Origin of the sequence: Streptomyces chrestomyceticus JCM 4735 (assembly GCF_003865135.1) — a bacterium.
In the GTDB taxonomy this organism is placed as follows: domain Bacteria; phylum Actinomycetota; class Actinomycetes; order Streptomycetales; family Streptomycetaceae; genus Streptomyces; species Streptomyces chrestomyceticus.
The window spans coordinates 9,330,625-9,352,358 of the sequence record NZ_BHZC01000001.1 but is presented as its reverse complement, the minus strand read 5'-3'; the positions used below and the strand labels follow the sequence as shown (position 1 = coordinate 9,352,358).

The window sequence follows — 21,734 nt, the reverse complement described above, 5'->3', positions numbered from 1 at the left end:
CGGGTGACGGTGCATGGCGGGGTGATGGTGCATGGCGGGGTGATACGCCGCCGTCACCTTCCTGTTCCGTCATGATCGCGAGCCTCGGTTATGCAGTTGTGCAGCCGCCTGCGCTTGTCCCGCAGGTCCGTCATCTGCTGATCGAGGCGGTCGCGTTCGGCCGCGAGCAGTGCGAGCAGTTCCGGTGGCGTGGCACCGGCGTCGGCGAACGGCAGCACCTCGCGAATGGTTCTGCTGGTCAGGCCCACGGAGTAGAGCTGCTGGATCAACCTGACCCGTTCGACGGCACCGTCCGCGTACCGGCGCTGGCCACCCGGATTCCGGGAGGAGTGGAGCAGGTCCTGCTGCTCGTAATAGCGCAACGCCCGGACGCTGACGCCCGCCTTGGCGGCGACCTCTCCGATCCGCATCCCGACCTCCTGACGCGACTCCACGTCGCGCTTGCACCTGACGTTGGCGTCAGGTTTTAGCGTAGCGGACACCGGTGACAACCACCCCGTCCGAACCCTGGAGCTCGCCTGTGACCAGCACGTCTTCGACTCACTCCACCAGACCGCACAAAACCGTCGTCGTCCTGGGCGCCACGGGGCAGCAGGGCGGAGCGGTCGCCGCGGCGCTGCGGGACGACGGCTGGGCGGTGCGCGCGGTGGTGAGGGACCCGTCCGGCCACCGGGCCCGGGCGCTGTCGGCCCTCGGCGTCGAGACCGTCCGCGGCGACCTCGGCGATCCGGACTCGCTCCGCGCGGCCTTCACCGGCGCCCACGGCGTCTTCAGCGTCCAGCCGAACTCCGGCCAGTCCGGCGCCGAGGTGACCGACGAGGACGAGATCCGCTTCGGCGCGGCGGTGGCCGAGATCGCCGAGCACCGCGGCGTCGCCCACCTCGTCTACAGTTCGGCGGTCACCGCGGGTTCGACAACGGGCGTGCACCACCTCGACACCAAGAACCGTATCGAGGCCCATGTCCGGAACCTGGGCATCGCCGGAACCATCATCCGGCCGGCCACCTTCATGGAGCTCCTGGTGACCCCCGCGACGGGGCTCGACCGGGGACAATTGTCCTTCCTGATGCGCCCGGACCAAGCCATGCAGTTCATCGCGGTGCGCGACATCGGCCGTATCGTCGCCAAGGTCTTCGGCTCCCCCGATCGCTACGCCGGTCGCACCATGGAGATCGCCGGAGACGCCCTCACCGGCAACGCCCTGGCCGAGCATCTGACCCGGGCCGCCGGCCGGAAGATCAACTACAGCCGCCTGCCGACGACACCGCTCGCACAGGACGAGATCCTTCGCAAGCTGGAAGCACTGGTGGACGACGGCAGGCTGACGGGAAACGCGGACCTCGACGCGTTGCGTGCGGAGTTTCCCTTCCTGTTGCGCTTCGACCGCTGGCTGTCAGGCCCTGGGGCGGGCCTCCTCGCCGAGGCGCTGCATGCCCCCTCACCCGCTGGTCCTTGACGACGGCCCCTGGCCGGCTCCCGCCCGCTCCGTCCCCGAGTGCCAGGCACTGGCATCCGGGGACGGAGCTTCACGCGAAGTCGGTCAACAGGGGCCGGTCGGCAGGAAGCCGGTCAGCAGGAGCCGAGGTCCTGCCAGACACCCCACTCGCCTGTGGTGCCGGGTTCTTCGCCCGTCGTCCACCACTTGGCCTTCCAGGTGTGCCCGCGGTGCGCGACCTGCTGGCCCGCGGTGTACACCGTGCCGACGGCCCAGGGTGCGGCCGTGCACTGGCCGCCGCTGCCGCCGGTGACGGTCAGGGCGTAGGTCGCCGTGTGGCTGCCGGAGGGGCCGGTGCCGGTGACGGTGATGCGGTGGGTGCCGGACGGCGTGGCGGCGGTCGTGGTGAGGGTCAGGGTGGCCGAGCCGCCCGCCGTGACGGAGTCGGGGCTGAGCGCGGCGGTGACGCCCGCGGGGGCGCCGCTGACCTTCAGGTCCACCTTCTGGGCCGCGCCGGCGGTCACCGCGGTGCGCACCGTGGTGGTGGCCGTACCACCGGCCGTCACCGATCCGGCGGCGGGTGCGGCGGTGACCGAGAAGTCGTTCTGCGGGGTGCTGGAGCCGCTGGTGAAGGGCGCGAAGATCCGGGTGAAGTCCCAGGTCTGCTGCTCGATGCCGGAGCAGTTGTCCCGGGCCGGGCCTCCGGGGCAACTGCCGTTGTCCCGTTGCAGCGCCCAGAACGACAGGGTGTTGATCTTCTTGGCCTTGGCCCAGTCGTAGACCTGCCGGGCGTTGGCCAGGGTGAAGGTCTCGGCCGGGCCGAAGTCGTCGACGCCGGGCATCTCGGTGACGCCGATCATGCTCCAGAGCTGGGCGTCGCTCTTGTCCGGGTAGAGCCGCGCGAGCTGGTCGCGCAGGCCCTGGGCGGCGGTCTCGGTGTCGCGTGCCATGTCATGGGCGGCGTTGTCGTAGTAGTCGAACGTCATCAGGTTGACCACGTCGACCCGGGCGCCGTTCTGCACCGCGTTCTTCAGCAGGGCGACGCCGTTGGCGGCGGGGCCGCGGGTGGTCGTGGGCAGGGTGTAGGAGATTTCGAGCTTCCGGCCGTTGGCCGCCGCCCAGTCCTGTACGAGTTTGATCGCCTTGTTCCGCCGGTCGATGCCCGCGGTGTTGTCCAGCGCGTCGACTTCGATGTCCATGTCGAGCCGGCTGATGTCGTAGGTCGTGACGACCTTCTGGTACGCGGCGGCGATCTGCTGGACGTCGGTGCAACTGTCGGCGATCTCGGTGCCGGTGGTGTCGGCGGTGTAGCCGCCGAACGAGGGGATGGCGTCACCACCCCTGGCCTGCAGGGTCTTGATGTCGTCGCCGAAGGTGGCCGGGGAGATCGGCATGCTGGTGCTGCCGTTCCACAGGGGCGTGCAGGAGCCCTTGGCGGCCGTCTGGATGAACGCCATCGTCAGGTGCTTGGCGCCCGACTCGGCGGACATCGCGGCGGGGCTCTGGCCGGTCCAGGATTCGAAGTAGGGGGCCAAGACCTGGGCCGGGAGGGGGGTGGCCGCCGCCGCGGTGCCGGTGCCGGTTCCGGCGAGGCCGAGCGCGGTGGCGGCGGTGACCGCGGCGGCGAGGGCCGCCCGTAAGGGGTGCTTGGGTCTCATGTCTGTTCCGTCCAGCCGAAGGGGGTGTCCAGCTCGCCCCGTGCGGTACACGGGACGGGGAAGAAAGTCCCCCCGAGAGCACGAACATGTCAATGGTCTGGACCAAACTAGGACTAGACCAATCGGCGCCGAGGGGCGGATGAACGCCCGCCGCCTCCGTGCACGGTGAGGAGTGATCATGGCCGGTGCGGACGAACCCGGTACGGCCCGGCGTGAGGTGTTCGCGCTGCTGGAGCGCGTGGACACGGTCGACGAGTTCTTCGGGCGGCTCGCCGACGACGTGCGGTGGACACTGTTCGGCAAGCACCCGCTGGCCGGGTCCTACCGGGGGCGGGAGGAGTTCGTCCCCGCCACGATCGGCAAGGTGCGGCCGCTGCTCGACGGCGGGCTGCGCTTCCGTATCCGGGGGCTGTACGGCGGCGGGGCGGTGACCGTGGCCGAGATGGACGGGGTCGCCACGGCGAAGGACGGAGTCCCGTACGACCCGTTCTACGTCTGGGTGTGCCGCTTCGAGGGCGAGACCATCGTCGAGGTGAACGCGTACATCGACTCCGCGGCGGTCAACGACATCCTGGAGCGGCTGTCTCCCGAATGACCGGCCGGCACGACCGGTCAACAGGACCGGTCGGCGCGACACGTCAGCGGCGTACCGCCCCGGCGATCAGGCGCACGGTGTCGTGCGGCCGGGTGAAGCAGGCGAAGTGGTCGCCGGGCACCGTGGCCTGGGTGATGTCGTCCGCCGCGTAGTCCTGCCACGCCGCGGCGGCCGCCGCGTCGAGGTCCGGGTCGTGGGCGGCGCGGATCACGGTGACGGGCCAAGGGGCCCGCCAGGCGGGGCCGGGACGGTACCCGGCGAGCATGCGCAGGTCGGCTTCCAGGGTCCTGGCCGTCAGGTCGTCGTACTGCTCGTCGTCCGGACCGGCTTCGCTCCCGGCCCCGTGCTCGTACCCGTGCATCCAGCGCGGCCCGTCGCCGGTGTGCGACGGAGCCCCAGCGACCCGGTGCGGCGGCGGGCTGCCGGAGACGAAGAGACGATCCGGCGCCGGGATGCCGAGGCGTTCGAGTCGGCGGCAGGTCTCGTAGGCGAGCAGGGCTCCCATGCTGTGGCCGAACACGAGGTACGGGCGGTCCGCCAGCCACTGCGCCGCGATGGCGGCCTGCCGTGCCGTACGAGTGAGGTCGCTCGCGGGCCGTTCGCCGATCCGGTCCTCGTGGCCGGGGTACTGGACGGCCCACAGTTCACACTCGGGTGGCAGGAGGTCCCGCCACGGGCGGAAGGCGCTGGCGCCGCCCGCCGCGTGGGGGAAGCACAGGAGCCGGACGGCGGGTTCACCCGTTCTGCGGGCCGGGGCGGTGAGGTTCCTGAGCCACTGGCCCGCCGGGCCCGGCGCGGGGACACCGGCGGGGTACGTACCGGTCATCCGTCCGCCGTCCCGTCGTCCGCTGCCGTCCGCCCCGGTTGCTGTGGCCGGCCGAGCAACTCCGCCATCGCGGCCACCGTGGATGCCTCCAGGAGCGTGCGCAGAGGGACGCGCCGGCCGAAGCGGGCGCGGAGGGCGGAGGCGAGCCGCATGGCGCGCAGGCTGTCGCCGCCCAGGTCGACGAAGCGCTCGTGCCGGGAGGAGACCTCGCGGCCGAGGACGGCCGACCACTCCTCCGCGACGGCCTGTTCACCCGCGCCGCGCGGTGGCTCGTCGGGGACGGGGGCGGGTTCCGGGGCGGCCCAGGCAGCGAGGCGTCCGCGGTCCACCTTGCCATTGCCGCTGAGCGGGAGTTCGTCCAGCAGCAAGTAGTGCTCGGGCCGGGCGTAGGAGGGCAGCCGGGTGCGGGCGTGTTCCCGTACGGACGCCTGGTCGAGGGTGTCGGCGACGGGCAGGAGGTACGCGATCAGCCGGCGGGCCGGGCCCTGGCCGGTGACCACGGCGACGACGCGGGCGACCTGATGGTGGGAGGCGAGGGCGGCCTCGATCTCGCCGAGTTCGATGCGATACCCGTTGATCTTGACCTGGTGGTCGGTGCGGCCCAGGAACTCCAGGACGGCGCCCGGCCGATAGCGTCCCAGGTCCCCGGTGCGGTACCAGCGGGCCCCGGCGTGGTGGACGAAGCGCCGGGCGGTCTGTTCGGGGGCGGCCCGGTAGCCGCGGGCGACTCCCACGCCGCCGATCCACAGTTCGCCGGTCACCCAGTCCGGGCAGTCGCGCCCCTGGCCGTCCACGACACGGTAGCGCTGGTTGCCCAGCGGGCGCCCGTAGGGCAGCGAGGGCCAGTCGTCCTCGGCACCGTCCGCCTCGAAGTAGTTGGAGTAGACGCTGGCTTCGGTGGCGCCGCCGCAGGCGACGAAGCGGCAGCCGGGCACCAGGGCGCGCAGCCGCGCGGGCAGATCGGTGCCGATCCAGTCCCCGCCGGTGAGCACCAGCCGCAGCGTGTCCGGCGGCGGACCGTCCTCAGCGGCGGTGATCAGCGCGTCCAGGAGGACCGGCACCGAGTCCCAGACCGTGACGCGGTGGTCGCGGACCAGGCGCAGCCACGCCTGTGGGTCGCGGGCCTCCCCGGGGGCGGGTACGACGACGGCTCCCCCGGCCGCCAGCGGCCCGAAGATCTCGTAGACGGAGAGGTCGAAGTCGAGTGCGGAGATGGCGATGCCGCGGTCGTGGTGGCCGACGGCCCAGCGGTGGTTGATGTCGTCGACGGTGTTGACCGCCGAGCGGTGGGTGATCTCGACGCCCTTGGGGCGGCCGGTGGAGCCGGAGGTGAAGATGATGTAGGCAGGGGCGGAGACACTGGTGGTCACGGGGCGGCGCAACGGTGTCGTCTCTTGGGTGTCCTGCCAGGTCAGTTGCTCGACAGGGGGCAGCCGGCCGGCGGAGGGCTGCGGCTCGGCGGGAAGCCGCGGCTCGGCGGACCGCTGCGGGGCGGGCGGCGGCGGCCCCGGCGCGTCGGTGATCTCCTTGCGCACCCCGGCCATACGGAGGATGTCCGTACGGCGTCGCTCGGGCTGGTCGGTGCCGATGGGTACGTAGCAGCCTCCCGCGGCGAGGACGGCGAGTGCCGCGCGGATCTGGTCGGGCACGCTCTCCAGGGAGACGGCGACCGGCTCGCCGGGGCGGAGGCCGCGGTGCCGCAGCAGGGCGGCCATGCGCAGGGCGTCGTCGGCGAGGGCGGCGCGGGTGACGGGGCCCTCGGCGCAGAGCAGGGCGGGGCGTCCGGGGTCGGTGGCGGCCAGTTCGAAGAAGCGCTGGTGCAGCAGGTGGCCGCTCTCCGCCCGGTAGGTGGCGTTGGCCAGGTTGCGGGTCTGCTGTTGGGCGGCCGGCAGGTGGGCCGGGGGCAGCTGGTTCCAGTCCTGGTCGCACAGGGCGGTCAGCAGGTCGCCACCCAACTCGGTCATCGCCTCCGGGAGTTCGTCGGGGAAGAGGCCGTCGGCCAGGTCCCAGGCGAGGCAGACACCGCCGAAGTGCTTGACGGCCAGACAGTCCAGCCATACCTGCGGGGTCTGGGTGATCATCCATACGGGCGGACCGAAGCAGCGCTCGAAGCACGCCGGGACCAGGTCCACGTCCAGCAGGTTGGTGTAGACGGCCCCGGTGGGCGGGAGCCCTTCGCCGCGTGCGCGGGCCAGTTCCCTGAGTCCGGCCGGCCCGGCGGCGAACCGCTGTCGGCGGGCCGTACGCCGTTCCTGGTCGACGGTGTGCACCAGCTCCCGGAGCGTGGCGGCCCCGGAGACGTCGATACTGACCGGCCGCAGGCGGGTGAAGTCGCCGGCCACGGGCGCGGCACCGGAGCGGGACGCCGGGGACGGGAACTCCGGCAGACTGACGATGAAGTTGTCGTGGGTACTGAAGCGGCCCAGAGTGTGCGCGAAGGCGGCCAAGAGGACGGAGTCCGGTTCAAGGCCCTCGGCGCGCGCTCTGGCGCTCATCCGCCGCCATCGCGGGGCCGGGACGGTCAGCACCCGCCGGCTGAAGCGCGCGCCGGTCACCGTCTCCGGATCGGCGGTCAGGGGCAGCGCGGGGGGGAGCCAGGCTGCGGCCGTCCAGCCGCCGTCGCCAGGCGCCCAGATGTATGTCTGGCGGGGTGTTGGTTTCATGGCGCTGCCGGGCGGAGACGTCGTAGCGCGGCACCGGCGGGGCGGCTCCCCCGTAGAGGCGGGCGAGGTCGGTCAGCAGGACGCCGATGCTGGGCGGGTCGGCGGCCAGCAGGTCCACGTCGATGTGCAGGCGGCTGTCCGTGCCGGACAGCAGCGTCAGCCGCACGTCGAGCACCTGCCCGCGTGCCACGTCCAGCCGCTGACCCGACATCTGTGCACGGATGGCGGCCAGTGTCCGGGCCTGCTCCTCGGCGTCCATGGCGGTGAGGTCCCGGACGAGGAGACGGGCGGTGGGGGCACCGAGCACGGTGGCGGTCCCGTCGTAGCCGGGGAAGGCGGTACGCAGCGGCGGATGCCGCTCCTGGAGGCGGGTGACGGCGTCGCGCAGCCGTGCCGGGTCCACCGCCGTACCGTCGAACTCGAAGTACATGTGGCAGGCCACGCCGCCCAGCGGCGCCGTGTCCTCGCGGCCGAGGCGGTAGGCGGACTGGACGGGGGTCAGCGGGACCTTCCGGCCCGGCCCCGGACCGGGTTCCTTCCTTCCCCGCGGCGCGTTGTTCCTGTTGCCGGTTGCCATCGGTGGCCTTCTCCTTTCGTACGGCTCGCTCGCGTACCGCGGTGGGTGTCCGGGGGCCGTGCCGGGGTCAGCCGCGGGCTTCCCGGGTCGCGGCCGTGATGATCTGTGTGGCCTGTACGGCCTGCTCGTCCGAGATGGTCAGCGGCGGCATGATGCGCAGGCAGTTGCCGAAGCTGCCGCCCAGGCCGACCAGCAGCGCCAGCACCCGGCACTCTTCTTGTACCTTCGCGGCCATCTCCGGGGCAGGGTCGAGCGTGCCGGGGTGGGTGTACTCCACGGCCAGCAGCAGGCCCTGCCCGCGTACCTCGCACACCCATGGCTCGTCCGCCAGGGACTTGCGCAGGCCGTCCAGCAGCAGAGCGCCCACCTGTCCGGCGCGTGCGGGCAGGTCGCAGGCGTCGATGTGGTTGAGCGTGGCCAGGGCGGCGGTCAGCGACAGCGGGTTCCCGCCGAAGGAGGAGATGGAAGGCGCGGTGAGCGCGGACATGATGGCGCGGCGGCCCACCAGTCCTCCCATGGCGAAGCCGTTGCCGACGCCCTTGGCGAAGACCAGCACATCGGGTGCGACATCGTGCCACTGGTGGCCCCAGTACCGGCCCGTGCGCCCCCACCCGGTCTGGACCTCGTCGACGATCAGCGGGATGTCGTACCGTCGCAGCACCTCCTGGTAGGCGGCCAGTTGGCCGGGGGCCGAGGGGACGGCGCCCGCGATGCCCTGCACCGGTTCGGCGATCATGGCTGCCGTGCGTTCGGGGGTGCAGGTCTGGATGGTCTCCTCCAGGTCCCTGGCACAGGCCCGTACGTAGTCCTCGTCCCCCAGGCCCGCAAGGGCGCCGCGTCGGCGCTCGCCCCCGTGCACGTACGCGACCCGCAGCGGGGACAGCCCCCGGCCCTGCCAGGTCCGGTCGCCGGTCACGGCGAGGGAGCCGAAGGACCGGCCGTGGTAGCCGTAGCGCAGTGCGATGACCTGATGGCTGCCGCGGTACTGGGTCGCCAGCAGCAGCGCGGTCTCCACGGCCTCGGTTCCCGAGGAGGTGAAGAACACGACGGGGTCGGGGATGCCGGACGCGTCGGCGATGCGCTCCGCCAGTTCCACCTGTTCGCGGATCAGGTAGAAGGTCGAGGTGTGCACGACGCCGGTGCGCAGCCTTTCCCGCACCGCTTCCTCGATGCCGGGGACGCCGTAGCCCACGGTGTTCGTCGCGATGCCGGAGTAGAACTCCATGTACGTCTTGTTGCGGGAGTCGGTGACCATGCAGCCGTCCCCGCGCACGATCTCCAGGGGCTCTTCGTAGAAGAGCGGCATCCACGGGGGCATGATCTTCCGGTGGCGGCTGAGCAGGGTCCCGTTCCGGGCGCCGTCGTGTGTCACGGTTACTGGAGCTTGGCCAGGCTCGGCCACTCGTCCAGCGATCCGGGGCCGCGCACGACGGTGTCCTGGTGCGGCTCACCGTCGGCGATGTGGATGCGGACGTAGCGGTCACCGGACAGGAACCAGAACTGACTGTGCTGGTCCGGGACCGGCACCACCGCGTCGATACGGTCGAAGCCCGCCAGACTCGGCCAGTCCTCGAACGTCCCCGGCCCACGTACCACCGTGTCCTCGTGCGGCTCACCGCCGGCGAAATGGATCCGTACGTACTTGTTGCCGTACAGCAGCCAGAACTGACCGTGCTGGTCCGGGACCGGGACCGCCGCGTCGATGCGGACGGACATGAGGGTCTCCTTTCTGAGAGGGGTGCGCCCGCGCTCCAACTCTCCGCCGGGCGTGCACCACGTTGGCGAGCAGACGTCTCCCGATTCGCCCGGTGCGGCACTGTTGCCGGCACACCGGGCGACCGCGTCGACAGGAAGAAAGGCACGGTCGACCGCGCGCCGCGGCGTTGTTCGCCACGCCGGTCACGGCTCGCGGTTTCTCGGCGCCACTGCCGCCGCTGCCCGAAGACCGCGGACGGTGCGAGCGATCCGGAGGAGTGGGAAGAGGAGACTCCGGCTCTGCTCCGCCATCATCTTCAGCCGTTTCGGGAGTTGTCCAGGCGGGACGGAGGGCCTTCCATGCAACGCGTCTTTCACACACCTGAAACCTGGCCAATCCCTGCCGCCCCCTCAGGGAGAACCCGGACCCCGCAGCACCCGGCGGACTCAGTTCTTCGCCCGTACGCCGACCGTTGCGCGGGTATCTTTCAGCCGCCATACTCCGGCGGCAGTTACCAGAGAGCGGAATTGGCCGGTATTCCACCTCGGCCGCCCCGTTGAGCAGCCCGGCAGATCACTTTCGTCACCCGGCGAACGCGTCCGGCGCCGCTCGGTGCACTGACTCGTTTTCGACATCAGACATCCCGTGCACCACAGCGGCAGAAATCCGGGGGCTTCCTGTGCAGGGGTTCATTCCGCGTGCACGCTGTTGCGTTCCTTTAAGGACAAGGAGACATCAGATGCAGTGTTCAAGGTTTTCAGGGGTACGCCACCCCTAGCCCCCGACAGAACAAAGGGGCATGACCCCGGTGTCCGACATTTCTTCGGCACCGGCGACCGTCACCCGCACAAATCTCCGATCTTCGCGCGCCGTAAATCCGTGCGGCGCGAAACATCCGATGTCACGAAGGGAAATTACCGGCCATGGTCGATTCATCACCCGTCACGTCCCGGGACCTCGCCGACGAACTCACCGCACGACGTGAGAAGGAACCGGTGGGCAACGCCCTGCTCGACGCCGCCGCCGACGGACGCCTGTCCGGCGACGCGCTGCGCCGCCTGGTCAGCACGGAAGCCCAGTGCCACCTGGCCGAACTCGGCGCGTACGGAACGGCGCTGGCCCGGTTCCCGCGCCGCCCGGCGGCGGACCTGTGCATCCAGCTCGCCAGGCTGGTGTACGACGCCCAGCCCAAACTCCAGGACTGTGCGCAGGCACTCGGCCTCCACGACCTGTACGGCAGCGACCGGCCGGCGGACCTCACCGGCTACACGTTCAACGGCACCCTGAGCTGGCTGGCGGCCCAGGGCAGCCAGGCAGCGTTCGCGCTGGCCTCCGCCACCGACATGCAGGTGTACTTCTCCGGCTGCGCCGAACTGGTCCGGTACATCAGGCGGTCCGGCTTCGAAGCCCCGCGGTCCTTCCTCACCTACTACGAGGACGAAGCGTCGCAGGACCTAGAACAACTGGCCCTGGACGTGGTGCAGGACGGGCTCGACCGGGGTGACGACCCGCAGGACGCCGTGTTCTGCGCCCGGCTGCTGGAGGAGTCCATCGGCGACTTCTGGCGTGCCGCCGCCGGGCCCGCCTGAGCGGCCGAACCAACCAGTCCCCCACCCAAGAACCGAGGAGGCAGGATGCGGGTCGGCATCGCCGGAGCGGGAGCCGCTGGACTGGCCACCGCCTGGCTGTTGGACGGTGTCCACGACACGCTGGTGCTCGAAGCGCGTAAGGACGTCGGGGGCAACCTGCGGTCGGTCCACCCGCCCGGCGTCGCCGGGACCCCCAGCGCCCTGGACCTCGGCGTGCAGGAGGTACCCGGCGACGGGGTGACCGCACGCCTGGCCGAAGCTCTCGGCCTGGACGGCACGCAGTGGGACGAGGTGCCCGCCGGCCGCACCGTCATCCGCGACGGCACCCGCGCGAAGGGGCCGCCCGACGGCCGCCCGCCCGCACCGTGCCGCGCCACCGAGGACGCGACGGGCGAGGCCGCGGAACTGCTGGCCGCGCACGCCGCCGCCTGGCAACGGGACGAGCTTGCCTGGACCGTCCCGCTGGAGACGATGGTGGAGCCCTGGGACCTGCCGCGACACGTCAAGGACGCGGGGGTCTACGCCCTTCCCGCCTCGGTGTTCGGCTGCACGCTCCAGGACGCCAGGCGCCTGTCGGCCCGCGCCGTGGGAATGTTCTACGCCGACCCCGGCGACGGTGCCGATGCCCGTACGTACCGGCTACGCGGCGGAATGCAGGCACTCGCCTGGCAGTTGGCCCGCCGCTGCCGGTCGGTCCAACTGCTGCCCGGAACCTCGTTGCGGCGCATCCGCCGTACGGCGGGCCGCCTGGAAATGATCGACGCGCGCGGCGCCCGGCACGCGGTGGACGCCGTGGTGCTGACCCTGCCCGCCGAAGGGGCGCGGTGCGTGCTCGGCTCCCTCGGGGGCGCCGGCCGGGTCCGGGCGCTGCTGACCTCGTACACGTACAACGACCTGGTCTACGGCGTGCACGGCGACCCCTGCTACCTGCCCGCCGGGCGGGAGCACTGGTCCCCGTCGACCGTCACCGTGCACGGCCCGTGGGCGGAGACCACCGCGTGGCAGCGGCGCCCGGAAGGCGACCTGTTCGTCAGTCAGCTCACGCACCGCGACACGCTCCCCCGCTCCGTCCTGGCCTCCACCGCCTTCCGGACGCTGCAACCCACCCCGGAGATGCTTTCCGCCCAGGCCGAGCTGCTGTCCCTGCAAGGCGACGGCGGCGTGTACTTCGCCGGCCATGTCGCCACCCGGTCCGACGACCTGGACAGCGTCCTGGCGTCCGCGGCCGAAGTGGCCGGCCGGCTGGCGCCCCGCAGTCCCCGCCCGGCGCACCTGCTGCGCCCCACCGGAAAGGAAACCCCGTGAACCAGCCCGTCTTCCGTGACCAGCGCGCCCATGTCGCCGACCTCGTGATCCCGTGCGTGGACGTGGCCGCCGGACGGACCACCGAACCGAGCCGTATCGCCGGTCTCGACGACCCGGGCGACGTCGCGTCCGTCGTCGCGGCGTACGCCGCGGGCAACGCCCGGAAGGTGTTCCTGGACGTCTTCGACCCGTGGGACGCCGTCGACTACCTCCCGTCGCTGCTGCGTGAGCTGAAACAGACCGGCGTCAGCCTGCTGGTGTCCGTGGGGCACGGGCAGTTGCCCTCCCTCCTGCACACCGGCGGCCTCTTCGAGGCCGGCGCGGACGTGCTGTCCGTGAGCACCGGCCTGATCGAGAAGCCGGAGACCGTCCAGGCAGCCGTCCGGGAGTTCGGGGCCGAACGGCTGATGGGCGTCATCAACTGCCGCCGGACCGCGCCCGGCCGGTGGCGTGTCTACACCCACGACGGCGAGCAGGACGCCGGCACCGGCGCCGTCGACGTGGCCAGGCAACTGGCCGGCCTGGACGTCGGAGCCATCCTCGCCAACAGCGTCGACCGCGAGGGCACCGGCCAGGGCTTCGACCTCGACCTGTGCCACGCCGTCGCCACCGCCTCGGGCCTGCCCGTCATCGCCTCCGGCGGCTGCGGCAGCCTGGACCACCTGCACGAGGCCCTCGACGCGGGCGACACGACGTACGTCCTGGTCAACAACATGCTGCACAAGGGGCAGCACAGCATGGCGGAGATCCGCGACCACCTGCTGGCCCACTCCTCGTTCCGCGCGACCGGCACATGAGCGCCGCGACCATGCGCCAACTGGTCTTCGGCCGGTACGGCGACCCCGCCGAGGTGCTGCTCCTGCACCGCCGTCCGGTGCCCGAGCCGGGGCCGGGCGAGGTCCGGGTACGGATGCGGGTCAGCCCCGTCAACCCCTCCGACGTGCTCCTGGTGCAGGGGCGTTACGGGCGGCCCGCCGCCTTCTCCCCCGGACTGCGGCCGGACGGGAACGGCCCGGCGTCCCCCGTGGGGTTCGAGGGCGTCGGTGTCGTCGACGCCGCGGGCCCCGGCGTGCCGTACGCGACGGGTACGCGCGTGGCGGTGTCGGCGCTGGGCACCTGGGCCGAGTACCTCGTCACGGACGCGGACGCCGTCCTGCCCGTACCACCGGAACTTTCCGACGAGGCGGCCTGCCAGCTCACGATCAACCCGGTCACCGCCCACCTCCTCCTCGACGACCTCGGTCTGGAGGAGGGCGAGCTGCTCCTGCTGACCGCCGCCGCGTCCGCCGTCGGCCGGATGGTGCTCCAGCTCGCCGGCGGGCGGGGGCTGCGCTGTCTGTGTCTGGTGCGCGACAAGCGGCACCGCGCGGCGCTGATGGCAGCGGGCGCCGAAGCGGTCCTGGTCCAGGGGGAGGAACGTCTCTCCGAGCAGTTGGCGGCCCTCGCCGAAGGGCGCGGCATCGCCGCCGTACTGGACGCCGTGGGCGGCCCGACCGGTACGCTCGCGCTGCAATCCCTATGCGAGGGAGGGCAGTTCGTCAGTTACGGCCTGCTGTCCGGTGAGCCCCTCACCGTAGCGCCGGAGGAACTGATCTTCCGTGGCATCGCGCTGACCGGCTTCTGGCTGCCCGAACGCCTCGGCCGGCGGGACGCCCACCGCACCGACCGGCTGATGCGCCAGGTCACCGGGCAGTTGCTGGACGGGCGCCTCAGCGTCCCCGCGGTCGAACCCTACGACCTGGCCGACGCGGCCCGCGCCGTACGCCACTCACAGAGCTCCGGCCGTACGGGCAAAGCCGTACTGACGAGCTGACCGGCCCCTCCCCCGCACCCTTCGCTCTCTCCTCCGCAGCCCCGCGCCCCCTCATCTCCGCACCCCTTCACTCCCGTACTGGACGAGCCATGAGCCGCGACCTCGACCACACCCCCGACTCCGCCCCCGAACCCGTCCCCGACACCGTCCGCGCCTGGAACGACACCGCAACCGACTACCCCCGCGACGCCACCGTCCCCCAACTCTTCGCCGAACAGGCCCGCGCGCACCCCGACCGAGCAGCCGTGGAGTGGAACGGCGGCTGCTGGAACTACCGAGAGCTGTTCGCACGCGTCCGCCGCGCCGCCGCCCACCTGCGCTCCCGGGGCGTAGCGGACGGCGACACCGTGGCCGTCCTGCTGCGCCGCTCACCGGAGGCCGTCGTCGCGATCCTCGCCGTACTGGAAGCCGGCTGCGCCTACCTCCCCCTGGACCCCGGCGACCCGGCGGACCGGCTGGAGACGGTGCTGACCGGCGCCGGAGTACGGCACTGCGTCACCGCACCGGGAACCGCTCCGGAACCGGTACGCGACCACTGCGCGCAGATCACCACCGACGACCTGAGCGGCCACCCGCTGCCGGACCCCGGCGACCGCTGGGGGCAGGATCGGCGCGCCACCGACCCCGCGTACGTGATCTACACCTCCGGCTCCACCGGAACGCCCAAGGGCGTCGTCTGCCCGCACCGCGGACCGGTCCGCCTGGTGAAGAACACCGACTGGCTCCAACTGGAACCCACCGACCGGCTGCTGGCCACCACGGCGCTGACCTTCGACATCTCCTGTCTGGAGCTGTTCGGCCCGCTGCTGAACGGTGCCTGTCTGGTCCTGCCCGAACCCGAGACCCTGCTGTCCGCCGACGCGCTGGGAACGGTGCTGCGGGAGCGGCGCATCAGTGTGCTGTGGCTCAGCGCGGGCCTGTTCCACCAGCACGCGGAGGACAACCCGCGGATGTTCGGCTCGCTGCGCGCCCTGATCGCCGGGGGCGACGCGCTCAACCCCTCCGCGGTACGCGCCGTCCTGCGCCACGGCCGCCCCGAACTGCTGATCAACGGCTACGGGCCGACCGAGGCGTCCTCCCTCGTCACCGCCTACCACGTCGAGGAGCTGGCCCCGCACGCCGAGACCGTGCCGATCGGCCGGCCGATCGCCAACGCCACCGCCTACGTCGTACGGGAGGACGGCCGCCTGGCCGCCCCCTGCGAGGACGGGGAGCTGTGGGTGGGCGGTGACGGTATCGCCTGCGGCTACCTGGGCGACGCCGACCGGACCGCCGAGGTGTTCGTGCCCGACCGGTTCGGCGGTGACCCGGACGCCCGGCTCTACCGCACCGGCGATGTCGCCCGCCGACGCCGCGACGGGGTACTGGAGTACCGCGGGCGCCGCGACCGGCAGGTCAAGCTCCGCGGCTACCGGGTGGAACTGGACGAGATCGAGCTGACGCTGGCCCGCCATCGGGAGGTCCGCGAGGCGGCCGTGGACGTCCTGGGCGACGGGCCGGGCCAGCACCTGGCCGCGGCCGCCGTGCCCGCCCCGGACATACCGGCCGAGGGACTGTCCCGGCGGCTCACCGCCTACGCCCGCGACCGGCTGCCCCCGTACATGGTCCCCACCCGGATCGCCACCGTCACGGAGATTCCCCTCAAGCCGAGCGGAAAGATCGACCGCGACCGGTTCCTGGAACTGGTGGCGCAGCAGAGCGGCCGGCCACACACCGGTGGCGAGCCGCCCCGAGGCGCCGCCGAAGAAGCCGTCGCCGGCATCTGGACGCGGCTGCTCGGCCTCGACCAGGTAGGGCGGGAGGACGAGTTCTTCGCCGTGGGCGGTACGTCGCTGCACGCCACCCAGGTCGTCACCGCCGTACGGGACCGTCTGGACCTGCCCCCGGGCTCCGGCCGCGCACTCATCAGGGAGCTGCTGGACGGCCCTTCCCTGTCCGCATTCACCGCCCGCGCCACGGCACTGCGCGACGGCGCCGGGACGGAGGACACCGTGGATTTCGCCGCGGAGTCCCGCCTCGACGCCCGGCTGCGCTTCGACGCCCGGCCCGCCGCGACAGCCACCCCGCCCCGCTCGGTCCTGCTGACCGGCGGAACCGGCTTCCTCGGCGTCCACCTGATCGACCAGCTCGTCGACGCCGGAGTGCGGCGGGTGCACTGCCTGACCCGCGCCGACGACCGGGACACCGCCCGTGCGCGCCTCGCCGCCCGGATGCGCCTCTACGGCCTCGACCCCTCCTGCTGCGACGACCGCCTGGTGCCCGTGCCAGGCAGCCTGGAGGCGCCCCGCTTCGGCCTCTCCCCCGCGGCCTGGGACGAACTGGCCCGCGAGACGGACCTCGTCGTGCACGCCGGAGCCCAGGTCAACTTCGCCTACCCCTACGAGGCCCTGGCACCGGTCAATGTCACCGGCACCCGTACCGTCCTCGAACTGGCCGCCGCCCACCACCTCAAACCGGTCCACCACATCTCCACCGTCGCCGTCCTCGCCGGGTCCGGCGCCGCGGGCGTACGGCACCTCGGCGAAGACGCTCCCCTCGCCCACCCCGACAAGATCTCCCAGGGCTACCCGGAGACCAAGTGGGTCGCCGAACGCCTCCTGGCCCGGGCCGCCGAACGCGGACTGCCGGTCGCCGTGCACCGGCCCCACGAGGTCACCGGCACCCGGCGGCGCGGGGTGTGGAACACCGACACCCTGATGTGCGCCCTGTTCCGCACCATCGCCGAGACCGGCATCGCCCCGGACCTCCCTCTGCCGCTGGACTTCGTACCGGTCGACTACACCGCCCAGGCCGTCGTCCACATCCTCACCCACGAGAAGCCGGACGGCCGGACCTACCACCTGACCAACCCCCGCCCCGCGCGGCTGCCGCTCCTCACCAGCCGGCTGCGCGCCATGGGATACCCGGTGGAAACCCTGAGTCATGACACCTGGCTGAACCGCATCCGCGCACTGGTGGCCCGCCACCCCGACCACCCCATCGCCCCCTACCTGCCGATGTCCGCAGACACCCCAGAGGAGCCGGAGCAGGCGGTCAGGGACCTGTACCTCACAGGCGCCGTCCCCGCGCTCGACCGCACCAACACCGCCCGCGCCGTGGACGACAGCGGCATCGACTGCCCACCGGTGGACGCCGCCCTGATCGATCTCTACCTGGGCTACTTCCGCGACAGCGGCTTCCTCGAACCGCCGCGCCGGAAGGAGTGAAACCGGGGACACCAGCAACTCCCGCAACACTCGCGCACCGGCCGACGGCCTCCAGGCCGGCTTCCTGCCCGCGCACACCGCAGCCGCGCACACCGCACTCCGAGCACACCGCACTCCGATCACCGCCGCCCACCGGGGTCACCGGCAGGCTGACATGCTCACGTGCGAGACTGGAGCGGACAGACACCCGGACGGGCCGAACCGGAGGCCGGCTGCGGTCGAAGGCCCTCCGGTCGGCACCGTCCCGTCCGGCGACCTGCCGTTCCCGCCCCGGCGACCCCGCGTCGCCGGGGCGCGCTGGCGTCGGCATCCGCCCGCACCGGCGGTCCGGTGGGCAGTGCGGCGCGCCGCACCGGCCGGCGCCGTGACGAGCGTCACGTCACTTCCTCGTCCTGTGTGTCGACCGAACAGCGCCCGCGGGGCGTATGGCAGGTGAAGCGAGAGATCCGGGAGTGGCTGTTGACCGTCGAGGAGTTCGAAGAGTTCTACGCCCAGACGGTCGCGCGGCTCACGGGTCAGCTCTACGTGATGCTCGGCGACCTGCACGAGGCGCAGGACGTGGTGCAGGAGGCGTTCGTCAGAGGCTGGAGCCGGCGCCGGCAGCTCGACCGGAACGGGCAGCCGGAGGCATGGATCCGTACGGTCGCCTGGCGGCTGGCGGTCAGCCGGTGGCGGCGCCTGCGCCGGAGCGCCGACGCGTGGCGGCGCAGCGGCGCCCCGCCCCATGTCGAGGGGCCGGGACCGGCGCAGGTCGCGCTGGTCGGCGCGCTGCGGGAACTGCCTGCGCAGCAGCGTCGCACGCTCACCCTGCACTACCTGTGCGATCTCTCCGTCGAACAGATCACGAGTGAGACGGGACTGTCGGCGAGCACCGTCAAGACCCATCTGAGCCGCGGCCGCAAGGCACTCGCCGGCCGTCTGCACGACCCGCGCATCGAGGAGGCGCCCGGTGTCTGAGCCCCAGGACCCGCTGCGGTCCCTGTTCCAGGAAGCGGCCGAGGCCGGACGGGACGGCAGCGTCACCGCGTCGGCGGGCGAGATCGCCGCGCGCGGGCGGCGGGCGCGGCGGCGACGCGTCGTCGCGGTGGTGAGCGTGGTGTGCCTGGCCTTCGGTGGCGGCGCCGCCACCACGGTCGCGCTGCTCTCCCGTACTCCGGCCCCGGTGGGTCCGGCCGGCCCGCCGCCGCCCGCTCGGCCGTCTCCAGACCGGCAGCCGGCGCCCGGTTCCACGCCTCCGCCGACTCCGGAGTCCACGGTCAGCGCCTCCGCGCCCCCGGGGTCCACAGACACGCCTTCCGCTCCCCCGGAAACCACGGCCACCACTTCGTCCTCGGACGCCCCTCGGGAGACGGCCACCGAACCGCCCTGATCCGGCCCGCTCCGTCGTCCGGCACCCGGCGGACCGCCGCCGGGCGTCCAGGTCTGCCTGTCCACACCCTCAAGGAAACGTTTATGCCCCCTTCGTCGATCGACGCGCGCGAGCCCTCCCATCCGCCGGCCACGCCGCCCGGGCGCCTTCCGCGTCCGCCCGGCCCCGCCGTGCGGACCGGCCGTGCGCTCTGGGGCAAGCGCGGTCCCGCGGCCTGGCGCCCCAGCGCCGCGGACCGGGACATCCTGTGGCTGTACCTGTCGACGCGCGTGGGGATCTGGCTGACGGCCTACTGCGCCCGGTGGCTGTTCCCCTCCGACCCGGGCACCCACGATCCCGGCCCACTCCTCGCCCCGTTCCAGCACTGGGACTGGGACCACTTCCTGCACATCGCCCAGCAGGGCTACTTTCCCGGGCAGGCCGGGCCCTGGCAGGCCGACTGGGACAACCGGGAAGCCTTCTTCCCCGGCTTCCCCCTCGTGCTGCGGGCGGTCCACGTCGTCGTGCCGGACTGGGGGCTGGCCGGACTGGCGGTCTCCTTCGTCTCCGGTGCCGTCGCCGTCCTGGCGCTGGCCCGTATCACCCGGCACCACCTGTACGACAGGGAGGCGGGCTGGCGCAGCGTCCTGTTCTTCCTGATATCCCCGTGCGCCGTCTTCCTGGCCGTCGGCTACACCGAGGCCCTCTTCCTGGCCCTGGCCCTGCCCGCCTGGCTGGCGGCCCGACGCCACAACTGGCCCCTGGCCATGGCGCTGACCGCCGCGGCCACCGCCGTACGCGTCAGCGGCCTCTTCCTGGCCGCGGCCCTGGCCACCCACTTCCTGCTCAGCCTCCGCAGCACCCGCAACCTGCGCCCGCTCCCCTGGCTGGCCCTCCCCGCGCTGCCCCTGTTCCTCTTCAGTTGGTTCCTGCAGTCCCGCACCGGTGACTGGATGGCCTGGAAGCACGCCCAGGAACGCGGCTGGTACCGCGTCTTCCACACGCCCTGGGAAGCCTGGATCACCACCTGGAACAACGCCTTCGACCGGTCCCAGAGCACCGGTTACGCCTTCATGTTCCAGGCCGAACTCGTGGTCATGGCCGTCGGCCTGGCGCTGCTCGTCGTCCTGGCGCGCAAGCGCCGCTGGCCCGAGACCGTCTACGTCGCCCTCAGCCTGTGTGCCCTGGGCACCTCGTACTGGTACGTCTCCATCCCCCGAGCCGCCCTCCTGTGGTGGCCCCTGTGGATCGGCCTGGCCGCCTGGAGTCTGCGCAGCCCCCGGTTCAAGACCGCGTACCTCTGCCTGGCGGCCCCCGTAAGCACGGTGTTCGCCCTGACCTTCTTCACCGGACGCTGGACCGGCTGACCGGGCCCGTCCGTACCGCCCGTACCCCCTCGCCCCCGGCCGAACAGGCCGGGGGCGAGGGCGTGTTACCGCTGATAGGCCGGTGCCGTCACCCGCCGCCCGTCGGTTCCAGCGCGGCGAAGGACCAGTCCGCCCAGATCCGGCGTGAGGTCTCCTCCGGGTACGGCACCGTGGCGGATTCCGCGTTGAACACACGGGTCAGCCGGTCCTCGGGCCGGTACGGGGGCCAGCCGGGCGCGCCGGTCCCGGCGAAGGCGGTCCAGGCCGCCATCATCGACTCCGAGACTGCCGTGGCCTCGGGAGAGGGGTCCTTCCCCAGGAGCATTTCCCCGATCTCTCCGCCGTGGTTGCCGAAGACCAGCGGGACGTCGAGCCCGTGGCAGGCGCCGAGCGCGCCGCCCATCGCCGGGCTCGGCCAGGCCATTTCGTACAGGTAGGCGGTGCCGCCGCCGGCGGTGTGGGCGTCGGCCAGGTGGAGGCTGGGCATCCGGAACAGCCAGTCGGACAGCACCAGGTCCTGCAGGTCGGTGGGGTTCGCGTCCGGGTGGCCCGCCCGGTAGGCGCGGGCTCCGGCGGCATCGGGCGCGCACCACTCAAGGAGGGCGGCGGCCTCTTCCTCGGTGACCTTTCCGCGCCGCCCCGAGAGCGCGGTGAATCCCCGGCATTCGTCCCGGGTGTGTCCCACCACGAGTTCGACACCGGCGCTCTGGCCCGCGCGCAGCGCTTCCCAGGGAGTCCGCGGCAGGAGGTCGCCGTCGACGACGGGGGCGAACGGCATCCGGACCCGGGCTGCCCGGCCCCACCGCTTCCCGTGGTCGGCCATGGAGTTCAGTACGGTGTCCGCCGCGTCCCGCAGGGCGTCGGGGGCCACCGGCGCCAGAGCGGCGCGTGTCGGGGCCAGGCCCAGTTCGGCGGCGACGGCCGTACCGATGTCCGCGGCCAGCGGCAGGCTGTAGAAGGTGCCCGGCACGCTCTGCGCCACGGCTCGGTGGAAGAGTCCGGCCGCGCGGGGCGTCGCCATCAGCGCGGCCACCGCCCCCGCGCCCGCGGACTCGCCGAAGACGGTCACCCGGTCCGGGTCGCCGCCGAAAGCCGCGATGTTCTCGCGGACCCATTCCAGCGCGGCGAGCTGGTCCAGCAGGGCCCGGTTGGGCGGCGCGTCCGCGAACTGTCCGTAGCCTTCCGCGCCCACCCGGTGGTTGAACGTCACCAGGACGGTGTCCCGGCGTGCCAGGGCCGCACCGTCGTAGCCGGGCCCGTCGGCCGACCCGATCATGTACATGCCGCCGTAGATCCAGACCATGACCGCCAGCCCCGCCGCGCCGGGATCGGGGCTGAAGACGTTGACCGTCAGCCAGTCGTCCGCGCCGGCCACGCTCTGCCGTCCGGTGCCGTAACCGACCGCGAGGGACTGCGGCGGCGCCGGCCCGAAGGCGTCGGCGTCCCGTACGCCGTCCCAGGGCGACGCGGGCACCGGCCCGGCCAGGTGCAGGTCACCGACGGGCGGCCGGGCGTACGGAATACCCAGGAAAACAGCCACACCGTCCCGCCACCGGCCCCGGACGACGCCGGACGCGGTACGGATCTCGGGTGCTCGGTCGGATCGGGTCATACGGTCCCCTTCCCCTGAAGCGACGCACGCCACATTACTGAGTT

Annotated in this window: 18 protein-coding genes; 10 read left to right on the top strand and 8 right to left on the bottom strand. The window is 72.5% G+C overall.

Going from position 1 to position 21,734, the window contains the following annotated elements; translation table 11 throughout:
* Nucleotides 1-53: 53 nt before the first annotated feature.
* Entirely contained in the window at nt 54-410 is a 357-nt protein-coding gene (locus EJG53_RS40380) for a MerR family transcriptional regulator (RefSeq protein ID WP_125043144.1), read from the bottom strand.
* A gap of 110 nt (nt 411-520) precedes the next feature.
* Here EJG53_RS40380 and EJG53_RS40375 point away from each other — a divergent pair, with 110 nt between their 5' ends.
* Nucleotides 521-1,456, top strand: a complete 936-nt coding sequence (locus EJG53_RS40375) for an NmrA/HSCARG family protein (protein ID WP_125043146.1) — start codon at nt 521-523, stop codon at nt 1,454-1,456.
* A gap of 113 nt (nt 1,457-1,569) precedes the next feature.
* On the opposite strand, the gene EJG53_RS40370 is transcribed toward EJG53_RS40375, so the two are convergent.
* Nucleotides 1,570-3,093 (bottom strand): chitinase, encoded by a 1,524-nt coding sequence (locus tag EJG53_RS40370; protein ID WP_125043148.1) that lies wholly within the window; start codon nt 3,091-3,093, stop codon nt 1,570-1,572.
* 178 nt (nt 3,094-3,271) lie between these two features.
* Between EJG53_RS40370 and EJG53_RS40365 the strand changes: the two genes are divergently transcribed.
* A complete protein-coding gene (locus EJG53_RS40365; RefSeq protein WP_125049051.1) occupies nt 3,272-3,688 on the top strand; it encodes a nuclear transport factor 2 family protein in 417 nt (138 codons plus the stop codon).
* Between the two features lie 43 nt (nt 3,689-3,731).
* Here the strand turns inward: EJG53_RS40365 and EJG53_RS40360 are convergent, their stop codons facing one another.
* The 5 genes from EJG53_RS40360 to EJG53_RS40340 all read right to left on the bottom strand — a co-directional run bounded on the left by EJG53_RS40360 (nt 3,732) and on the right by EJG53_RS40340 (nt 9,470).
* The gene (locus tag EJG53_RS40360; protein ID WP_125049050.1) at nt 3,732-4,514 is read right to left on the bottom strand and encodes a thioesterase II family protein; all 783 of its coding nucleotides are present in this window, start codon (nt 4,512-4,514) and stop codon (nt 3,732-3,734) included.
* Nucleotides 4,511-7,009 carry an amino acid adenylation domain-containing protein gene (locus EJG53_RS40355; RefSeq protein WP_167515258.1) on the bottom strand — a complete coding sequence of 833 codons (2,499 nt, stop codon included), beginning with the start codon at nt 7,007-7,009 and terminating at the stop codon, nt 4,511-4,513. The genes EJG53_RS40360 and EJG53_RS40355 overlap by 4 nt, the downstream gene beginning before the upstream one ends.
* Nucleotides 6,978-7,754 carry a condensation domain-containing protein gene (locus EJG53_RS40350; RefSeq protein ID WP_125049048.1) on the bottom strand — a complete coding sequence of 259 codons (777 nt, stop codon included), beginning with the start codon at nt 7,752-7,754 and terminating at the stop codon, nt 6,978-6,980. Before EJG53_RS40350 ends, EJG53_RS40355 begins: the two co-directional genes overlap by 32 nt.
* 67 nt (nt 7,755-7,821) lie before the next feature.
* Nucleotides 7,822-9,126, bottom strand: a complete 1,305-nt coding sequence (locus EJG53_RS40345) for an aspartate aminotransferase family protein (RefSeq protein ID WP_244955564.1) — start codon at nt 9,124-9,126, stop codon at nt 7,822-7,824.
* A gap of 2 nt (nt 9,127-9,128) precedes the next feature.
* Nucleotides 9,129-9,470 (bottom strand): hypothetical protein, encoded by a 342-nt coding sequence (locus EJG53_RS40340; protein WP_125049047.1) that lies wholly within the window; start codon nt 9,468-9,470, stop codon nt 9,129-9,131.
* A 903-nt stretch (nt 9,471-10,373) separates the two neighbouring features.
* Here EJG53_RS40340 and EJG53_RS40335 point away from each other — a divergent pair.
* From EJG53_RS40335 to EJG53_RS40300, 8 genes are all read left to right on the top strand, one after another.
* The gene (locus EJG53_RS40335) at nt 10,374-11,039 is read left to right on the top strand and encodes a hypothetical protein (RefSeq protein WP_125049046.1); all 666 of its coding nucleotides are present in this window, start codon (nt 10,374-10,376) and stop codon (nt 11,037-11,039) included.
* 45 nt (nt 11,040-11,084) lie between these two features.
* On the top strand, nt 11,085-12,344 hold the full coding sequence (locus tag EJG53_RS40330; RefSeq protein WP_125049045.1) for an FAD-dependent oxidoreductase: 1,260 nt from the start codon (nt 11,085-11,087) through the stop codon (nt 12,342-12,344).
* Nucleotides 12,341-13,141 carry a HisA/HisF-related TIM barrel protein gene (locus EJG53_RS41375; protein ID WP_167515257.1) on the top strand — a complete coding sequence of 267 codons (801 nt, stop codon included), beginning with the start codon at nt 12,341-12,343 and terminating at the stop codon, nt 13,139-13,141. The genes EJG53_RS40330 and EJG53_RS41375 overlap by 4 nt, the downstream gene beginning before the upstream one ends.
* Nucleotides 13,138-14,157, top strand: coding sequence for a zinc-dependent alcohol dehydrogenase family protein (locus EJG53_RS40320; RefSeq protein WP_125049044.1), 1,020 nt, complete (start codon nt 13,138-13,140; stop codon nt 14,155-14,157). The genes EJG53_RS41375 and EJG53_RS40320 overlap by 4 nt, the downstream gene beginning before the upstream one ends.
* A gap of 89 nt (nt 14,158-14,246) precedes the next feature.
* The gene (locus EJG53_RS40315) at nt 14,247-17,363 is read left to right on the top strand and encodes an amino acid adenylation domain-containing protein (RefSeq protein WP_125049043.1); all 3,117 of its coding nucleotides are present in this window, start codon (nt 14,247-14,249) and stop codon (nt 17,361-17,363) included.
* Between the two features lie 432 nt (nt 17,364-17,795).
* A complete protein-coding gene (locus tag EJG53_RS40310; RefSeq protein WP_125049042.1) occupies nt 17,796-18,320 on the top strand; it encodes a SigE family RNA polymerase sigma factor in 525 nt (174 codons plus the stop codon).
* Entirely contained in the window at nt 18,313-18,732 is a 420-nt protein-coding gene (locus EJG53_RS40305; protein WP_125049041.1) for a hypothetical protein, read from the top strand. Before EJG53_RS40310 ends, EJG53_RS40305 begins: the two co-directional genes overlap by 8 nt.
* An 83-nt stretch (nt 18,733-18,815) precedes the next feature.
* On the top strand, nt 18,816-20,078 hold the full coding sequence (locus EJG53_RS40300) for a mannosyltransferase family protein (RefSeq protein ID WP_125049040.1): 1,263 nt from the start codon (nt 18,816-18,818) through the stop codon (nt 20,076-20,078).
* A gap of 88 nt (nt 20,079-20,166) precedes the next feature.
* Here the strand turns inward: EJG53_RS40300 and EJG53_RS40295 are convergent, their stop codons facing one another.
* On the bottom strand, nt 20,167-21,690 hold the full coding sequence (locus EJG53_RS40295; protein WP_125049039.1) for a carboxylesterase/lipase family protein: 1,524 nt from the start codon (nt 21,688-21,690) through the stop codon (nt 20,167-20,169).
* Nucleotides 21,691-21,734 lie beyond the last annotated feature (44 nt).

What these genes read in the sequence shown, in the direction of transcription:
- EJG53_RS40350 (WP_125049048.1), bottom strand. Translation starts at nt 7,754, where the DNA reads ATGGCAACCGGCAACAGGAACAACGCGCCGCGGGGAAGGAAGGAACCC.
- EJG53_RS40315 (WP_125049043.1), top strand. Translation starts at nt 14,247, where the DNA reads ATGAGCCGCGACCTCGACCACACCCCCGACTCCGCCCCCGAACCCGTC.
- EJG53_RS40355 (WP_167515258.1), bottom strand. Translation starts at nt 7,009, where the DNA reads ATGAGCGCCAGAGCGCGCGCCGAGGGCCTTGAACCGGACTCCGTCCTC.
- EJG53_RS40380 (WP_125043144.1), bottom strand. Translation starts at nt 410, where the DNA reads ATGCGGATCGGAGAGGTCGCCGCCAAGGCGGGCGTCAGCGTCCGGGCG.
- EJG53_RS40335 (WP_125049046.1), top strand. Translation starts at nt 10,374, where the DNA reads ATGGTCGATTCATCACCCGTCACGTCCCGGGACCTCGCCGACGAACTC.
- EJG53_RS40340 (WP_125049047.1), bottom strand. Translation starts at nt 9,470, where the DNA reads ATGTCCGTCCGCATCGACGCGGCGGTCCCGGTCCCGGACCAGCACGGT.
- EJG53_RS40320 (WP_125049044.1), top strand. Translation starts at nt 13,138, where the DNA reads ATGAGCGCCGCGACCATGCGCCAACTGGTCTTCGGCCGGTACGGCGAC.
- EJG53_RS40300 (WP_125049040.1), top strand. Translation starts at nt 18,816, where the DNA reads ATGCCCCCTTCGTCGATCGACGCGCGCGAGCCCTCCCATCCGCCGGCC.
- EJG53_RS40365 (WP_125049051.1), top strand. Translation starts at nt 3,272, where the DNA reads ATGGCCGGTGCGGACGAACCCGGTACGGCCCGGCGTGAGGTGTTCGCG.
- EJG53_RS40370 (WP_125043148.1), bottom strand. Translation starts at nt 3,093, where the DNA reads ATGAGACCCAAGCACCCCTTACGGGCGGCCCTCGCCGCCGCGGTCACC.
- EJG53_RS40330 (WP_125049045.1), top strand. Translation starts at nt 11,085, where the DNA reads ATGCGGGTCGGCATCGCCGGAGCGGGAGCCGCTGGACTGGCCACCGCC.
- EJG53_RS40295 (WP_125049039.1), bottom strand. Translation starts at nt 21,690, where the DNA reads ATGACCCGATCCGACCGAGCACCCGAGATCCGTACCGCGTCCGGCGTC.
- EJG53_RS40360 (WP_125049050.1), bottom strand. Translation starts at nt 4,514, where the DNA reads ATGACCGGTACGTACCCCGCCGGTGTCCCCGCGCCGGGCCCGGCGGGC.